The sequence below is a fragment of the Aquibium sp. A9E412 genome (assembly GCF_030398335.1).
Classification (GTDB): domain Bacteria; phylum Pseudomonadota; class Alphaproteobacteria; order Rhizobiales; family Rhizobiaceae; genus A9E412.
On record NZ_JAOAOP010000048.1, the window covers coordinates 22,681 to 29,195 of the forward strand.

Annotated in this window: 6 protein-coding genes, 1 tRNA gene and 1 other annotated feature; of the genes, 2 read left to right on the forward strand and 5 right to left on the reverse strand. The window is 70.2% G+C overall.

The features are described from left to right. Positions 1 to 254 precede the first annotated feature (254 nt). On the forward strand, positions 255 to 710 hold the full coding sequence (locus N1F89_RS15295) for a phasin (protein WP_290085069.1): 456 nt from the start codon (positions 255 to 257) through the stop codon (positions 708 to 710). A 210-nt stretch (positions 711 to 920) separates the two neighbouring features. Beyond that, positions 921 to 997, forward strand: a tRNA-His gene (locus tag N1F89_RS15300). A gap of 243 nt (positions 998 to 1,240) precedes the next feature. Here N1F89_RS15300 and N1F89_RS15305 read toward each other — a convergent pair. The 5 genes from N1F89_RS15305 to N1F89_RS15325 form a co-directional block, all read right to left on the reverse strand. Then, positions 1,241 to 2,089 (reverse strand): universal stress protein, encoded by an 849-nt coding sequence (locus N1F89_RS15305; protein ID WP_290085070.1) that lies wholly within the window; start codon positions 2,087 to 2,089, stop codon positions 1,241 to 1,243. A 53-nt stretch (positions 2,090 to 2,142) separates the two neighbouring features. After that, complete coding sequence (locus tag N1F89_RS15310) at positions 2,143 to 3,627, reverse strand: SulP family inorganic anion transporter (protein WP_290085072.1); 1,485 nt, start codon at positions 3,625 to 3,627, stop codon at positions 2,143 to 2,145. Positions 3,628 to 3,699: 72 nt separating this feature from the next. Next, positions 3,700 to 3,755 (reverse strand) — a sequence feature (sul1 is cis-regulatory element that is thought to sense ions involved in sulfur or methionine metabolism; They are found in Alphaproteobacteria). 110 nt (positions 3,756 to 3,865) lie between these two features. After that, positions 3,866 to 4,624 (reverse strand): GntR family transcriptional regulator, encoded by a 759-nt coding sequence (locus N1F89_RS15315; protein ID WP_290085073.1) that lies wholly within the window; start codon positions 4,622 to 4,624, stop codon positions 3,866 to 3,868. 83 nt (positions 4,625 to 4,707) lie between these two features. Further along, a complete protein-coding gene (locus N1F89_RS15320) occupies positions 4,708 to 5,340 on the reverse strand; it encodes an isochorismatase family protein (protein WP_290085075.1) in 633 nt (210 codons plus the stop codon). Positions 5,341 to 5,391: 51 nt separating this feature from the next. Beyond that, the gene (locus N1F89_RS15325) at positions 5,392 to 6,321 is read right to left on the reverse strand and encodes a hydroxymethylglutaryl-CoA lyase (protein WP_290085076.1); all 930 of its coding nucleotides are present in this window, start codon (positions 6,319 to 6,321) and stop codon (positions 5,392 to 5,394) included. Between the last annotated feature and the right edge of the window lie 194 nt (positions 6,322 to 6,515).

Below are 6,515 nucleotides of genomic sequence, written 5' to 3' on the forward strand. Positions count from 1 at the left end.
GCGCCCCGCCGCCGCATGCCCGGGGCGACCTTAACCCTTCGTTAATAAAAGCGCGCGCCGCCCGCGTCCACAAAGCCGGCAGCACGACGCGGCCGATTTTGGCCGCCTTGGTTAACCGCCCCGCGGCACCCGTTTTGTTGCAATGCAGCAAACATGTTGCAACGCACAAACCCCGATGCTATATAGGGGCCTGAAAATTCGTGCCGGCGGCCGGCCGCGTGCCGCGCCCACGGCAACCTGGAAAGGATCGTGCCATGAGCAAGACCAACACCAAGACCGCAGAGACCGTCGAGTTCCCGACCTTCGACGCCAGCAAGACCACCGACCAGATGCGCGCCTTCGCCGAGAAGGGCATGGAGCAGTCGAAGGAGGCCTATGCCAAGATGAAGGTCAACGCCGAGGAGACGCAGAAGGCGCTCGAGAGCACCTTCGAGACCGCCAAGTCGGCCTCCGACGCCTTCGCCCTGAAGTCGCTCGCCGCCATGCGCGCCAACGCCGACGCCGGCTTCTCGCACATGGAAGCGATGATCAAGGCCGGCTCGGTCTCCGAGATGATGGAGCTGCAGGCCGGCTTCGTGCGCAAGCAGATGGAGCGGGCCATGGAGCAGTCGAAGGACTTCCAGGCGCTCTCCAGCAAGACTGCGAGCGACATGACGGCGCCGATGAAGGACGCCTTCGACAAGGCGATGAAGGATCTCAAGGTCGCCTGACGCGTTGTCGGCCAGCACGGATCCGGCGCCGGGTTTCCTCCTCCCTCCCGCCGCCGGGCGGCCGCGTCTTCGGCGCGGCCACAAGAGAAAGGCCGGGTCCTCCCCCCGGCCTTTTTCGCATCCGGCCCGCGAGCGCCGGCAAAGCGGCCTCGGCGCACTTGAAAAAGCCGCCGATTGCCCGTAAGGACGCAGCGCCGGTCCGGCCAGGGCGCGGTTGTAGCTCAGTTGGTTAGAGCGCAGGATTGTGGCTCCTGAGGTCGGTGGTTCGAATCCACCCAACCGTACCATTTCCACCCGGTCCATTCTGGACACATGGGTTGCATTTCATACCGGCGACATGGGTAACACCTTCGGCCCGAATGGGTTTTGAAGGGGTTCGAACCTGCCGTCTCCCGCGACAGTCCTGCTGCCGGCGTTTCCAGGCGCCATCGAAACCGGTTCGCCGAGCCGCGACGCGTCGGGGCGATGAGTCGGAGCCGGTCTGCGATCCGGTGACCGGCGGACCGGCTCGGATCACGGCCCGACCCCGCTCAGCGGAACAGCATCACCGGCACCTTGCAGGCGCGGATCATCTCGCCGGTGGTCGAGCCGATGATCATCGCGCGGATGCGCGAATGGCCGTAGGCGCCCATCACCAGAAGGTCGATGGCGTCGCGCTCGACCGTCTCGGCGATCACCCGCTCCGGCTGGCCGGCGACGAGGTCGGCGCGCGGCGCGTGGCCGCCGGCCGTCAGCGCCGCCTCGGCGCGGGCCAGGCCGCGCCGCAATTCGGCGCTCTCCGAACCAACCGTCAGGATGCGCATGTCGAGACCGGCGAACAGCGGCGCGCGCGCCACGTGCTCGACCGCGCGCATGGCGCTCGGCCCGCCGTCGAAGGCGATCAGCACCCGCGCGACGGGCCGGAAGCCGCGCGCGGCGACGAAGACCGGGCGCGTGGCCGAGCGCACGATGCGCTCCAGGTTCGAGCCGAGATGCAGGCGCGCGAAATCGGCCGCCTCGCCGCGCTTGCCGATGACGAGGAGGCTCGCCTCCTTCTCGGCCTCGGCGACGGTCTCCAGCAGGTCGCCGTTGCGCAGCCGCATCGCGGCATCGACGCCGGCCTCCGCCAGGATGGCGTGCGCGTCCTCCAGGATCGCCCGGCCGCGCTTCTGGGCGAGCTTGGCGCGCTGCGCGTCGAGCGTCGCCAGCTCCTCGAGCAGCGCGCTGCGCGCGCCGAGCGCGATCGTGCCCGACAGGTCGGACGAGGCGGTCTCGCGCCGGCCGAGCACGTGCAGCAGCGCGACGGACGCCCCGGTGCGCGCGGCGATCCAGGCGGCATTGCGGCACACGCTCTGCGAATAGATCGAGCCGTCCACCAGCGCGACGATCTTGTCGGTCATTCTGTCCTCCGTCTCGCGGCCCGGCGGGCCGCCGTTGCCGGCGCGGGCGGCGCTCAGTGCGCCATCAGCCTGTCGAGCGCGCCCGGCTTGTCGTGCACCGCCAGCCGGTCGACCAGCGTCTCGCTCGCCGCGTTCATGCCGACGATCTCGACCTCGGCGCCGTCGCGGCGGAACTTCAGGACCGCCATGTCGAGCGCGGCGACGCTGGAGATATCCCAGATGTGCGCCTTCGACACGTCGATCGTCACCCTCTCGAGCGATTCCTTGAAGTCGAAGGCGTTCATGAAGTCCTCGGCCGAGGCGAAGAAGAGCTGGCCCTCGACGCGATAGGTGCGGTGGCGCCCGTCGGCGCCGAGCGTGGCGGTGACGCGGAAGAGCTGGGCGATCTTCCAGGCGAAGAAGATGCCCGACAGCAACACGCCGATCAGCACGCCGATCGCCAGGTTGTGGGTGACGATGACGCCGGCCACCGTGGCCAGCATGACCAGCGAGGACGAGCGCGGGTGCTCCCGCAGATTGCGGATCGAGGACCAGGAGAAGGTGCCGATCGACACCATGATCATCACCGCGACGAGCGCCGGCATCGGGATGCGGCTGACGAGGTCGCCCAGCACGAGGATCATGAACAGCAGGAGCACGCCCGCCGCGAAGGCCGACAGCCGGCCGCGGCCGCCCGACTTCACGTTGATGATCGACTGGCCGATCATGGCGCAGCCCGCCATGCCGCCGATGAAGCCGGTCGCGGTGTTGGCGATGCCCTGGCCGATGCACTCCTGGTTGCGGTCGGAGGGCGTGTCGGTCAGGTCGTCGACGATCTGTGCCGTCATCAGCGATTCGAGCAGGCCGACGACCGCCACGGCGACCGAATAGGGCAGGATGACGAGCAGCGTGTCGAGCGTCAGCGGAATGTCGGGAACGAGAAACACCGGCAGCGTCGCGGGCAGCTCGCCCATGTCGCCGACCGTGCGCACGTCGAGGCCGAAGCCGATCGCCACGGCGGTCAGCGCGACGATGCAGACCAGCGGCGAAGGCACCGAGCGCGTCAGGTAGGGAAAGAGATAGATGATCGCCAGCCCGGCGGCGACCATCGCGTAGGTCGGCCACGGCACGCCGACGAGCTCGGGCACCTGCGCCAGGAAGATCAGGATCGCCAGCGCGTTGACGAAGCCGGTCATCACCGAGCGCGAGACGAAGCGCATCACGCGGCCGAGCCTCGCCAGGCCGGCGCCGATCTGCAGCAGGCCGGCGAGCACGGTGGCGGCGAACAGGTATTCGAGCCCGTGATCGCGCACCAGCGTCACCATCAAGACGGCGGTCGCCGCCGTGGCGGCCGAGATCATGCCCGGACGGCCGCCGACGAAGGCGATCAGCACGGCGATGGAGAACGAGGCGTAGAGCCCGACCTTGGGGTCGACGCCGGCGATGATGGAAAAGGCGATTGCTTCGGGGATCAGCGCCAGCGCGACGACGAGGCCGGCGAGGATGTCGGCGCGCACATTGGAAAACCATTGCGCACGGTAGGCGGAGAAGGAAGGCATGCGGTTCCGGACGTTGGACGGCGGCAGCGCGGCCCTCGCGGAAAGGGCCGTTCGGCAGGGCGGGCAATGTGCGGTTGTCCGGCGGATCGGCGGCCGGAAGAGCCACCCGGAGTTCCACCGGGTCCTGATGAGTGCCCCCAGATAACCGCGATGATGCTGCGGCGCAACGTGAAATGCCGCCCTGCCCGCCGGCGCCGGTCGCATCGCTGCGGCGGGCGCGGGCGGCCGCGCGGCGCCGTCAGTGCGCCGGGCTGCGCTGGAGCTGCATGCGGTAGGTGAAGACGTCGGCCGGGTGCCAGTTGAACGAGGCGATCAGCGTGCCCTTGCGCGAGGCGTAGCGCCTGAGCAGGCGCAGCGCGAAGGCGCCCGGTTCCGCGCCGAGCGCGGCGGCGACCGCCGGCGGCATCGGCTCGGCCTTGATCTCCTGCACCGCGTCGGAGATGGCCTCGCCCGAGCGCGCCTCGAGCAGCGCGTAGAACGGCCCGACGCAGTCGGGAATCTCCGGCTCGATCCAGGCGAAGCGCTCGGGGATGTAGGAGTGCGTGACGCAGATCGGCTCGCCGCCCGGCCGCGTCAGGCGCAGCGCGCGCACCAGCAGCCAGCCGGAGCCCTCGGCGCCGCCGACGGATTCGGCGAGCTCGGCGCCGAGCGTCACGTGCTCGACCGCCAGGATCTGCAGATGGGTGTCGAGAGCGTACTGGAACAGGTCGGCGAGCGAGCGCACATGGTGCACGAAGTTATGCTGCGGCTCGTGCGCCAGCACCGCGCTGCCCGAGCCCTGGCGGCGCGCCAGCATGCCCTGGTCGACGAGCCGGCGCAGCGCCTCGCGCACCGTGTAGCGCGACACGCCGAACTCCGCGCACAGCTCGACCTCCGTCGGCAGGTTGCTGCCGATCGGATAGTGGCCGCTGCCGATGCGGTCGCGCAGCAGCGTGTAGATCTGCCGGTATCGGGGCTGGTCGTCGTCGACCTGCAGTTTTTCGGCCGTGCTTGGCACCTGGCGTCGCTCTCCTGTTCCGCGGCAGGGGATAGGGCGGGCGGCGCGCCGATGCAAGCCGTCGCCGGCCGCCCCCGCGCCGCTCAGGCCGCGGCCGCCTTGCGCTGATGCTCCATGACGGCCTCGCTGGTCATCAGGTCGGCATACTTCTGGCCCATGTCGAACAGGTTGGCCTCGTGCGGGCCGAGCGCCCGGTCGCCGACGCAGTCGGTCACGACCACGGTGCGGAAGTTGTGGCTCACCGCATCGACCACGGTGGCGCGCACGCAGCCCGAGGTGGTGCAGCCGGCGACCAGCGCGGTGTCGACGCCGCGATAGGCGAGCCAGCCGGCCAGCTCGCTGGCGAAGAATCCCGACGCCTGGCGCTTGCGCACGATCAGCTCGCCGGCCGCCGGCGCCAGCTCCGGCACGATCTGCGACAGCGGGCTGTCCTCGGTGAGCTTGAGCAGCGTCGGCACCTTGGCGGCGAAGGCGCCGGCGTCGGCCGCGTCGTCGGCATAGACGACGCGCGTGTGCGCCACCGGCCAGCCATGCTCGCGCGCGAAGGCGAGCAGCGCCACCGTCTTGTCGATCGCCGGGCCGATGTTGCCGCCGCCGAAATGCGCCGGATCGGTGAAGCCGACCACGAAATCGACGATGATGAGCGCCGGCTGGCGGCCGATGCCGACCGTCTGGGCGAACCCCTGCCTGCGATAGATGTCCGTCTCGTCCGTCATCCTAGCCTCCTCCCGCTGGAGCCCGATGCTCCTCGCTCCTGGCGCGGCGGCTCAGCCGGCCGCGCTGACCTGCGCATCGGCGGCCGGCGGCGGAAACCGCCCCGCCCTGTGCAGCATGCCCGGCGGGCTGATGGCGAGCTGGCGGCCGAGCCAGGCGGCCGTCTCGATCAGCCCGTCGAGGTCGAGCCCGGTCTCGATGCCCATGCGGTCGAGCATGTAGACCAGGTCCTCGGTGGGAATGTTGCCGGTCGCCGCCGGCGCGAAGGGGCAGCCGCCGACACCGCCGATCGACGAATCGAGGCTGACGGCGCCAGCCTCGATGGCGGCCACCGCATTGGCGAGCCCGGTGTTGCGCGTGTTGTGCAGGTGGCAGCGCAGCGGCATGCCGGGCAACGCGTCGCGCACCGCCTCGATCTTGCGGCGGATGTCGCTCGGCGCGGCCGCGCCGATCGTGTCGGCGAGCGCGATCTCGTGCGGCCCGGCCTCGGCGAGCTGGCGCGCCAGCGTGACGACGCGCTCGACCGGCACCTCGCCCTCGAACGGGCAGCCGAAGCTCGCGCCGATGGTGACGCCGGCACGCATGCCCGCCTGGCGCGTCAGAGCGGCGATCTCGTGCCAGGCCGCCAGCGTCTCGCCGACGGCGACGCCCTGGTTGCGCCGGTTGAAGGTCTCGGTCGCGACGATGACGAAGTTGATCTCGTCGATGCCGGCCGCGCGCGCCCGCTCGAAGCCGCGCGGATTGAGCACCAGGCCGACATAGCGCGCGCCGGTGCCGCGCGGCAGCCGGCGGGCCACCTCGTCGGCGTCGGCCATCTGCGGCACGCGCTTGGGGTTGACGAAGCTGGTCGCCTCGAGCCGGCGCACGCCGGCCGCCACCGCGCGCTCGATCAGCTCGAGCTTGATCTCCGTCGGCAGCAGCGTCTTCTCGTTCTGGATGCCGTCGCGCGGCGACACTTCGACGATCTCGACGGTCTTGGCCAAGCCTGCCTCCTTGCCGGGTCGCGGGCGCATCGCCCGCCGTTTTTGTCCGGACAAAGCATACGCCGCGCGCCGGCGCGAGGCAATGCGTCGCCGCGATGACGCACGGCAGTGAACTCGGGTTAACGGTGTTTCGAACTTGCTTGGGTTCTGATTCGGTTGGTGGCGGTGATTCGGAGACCGCTGCCATGCTTGAG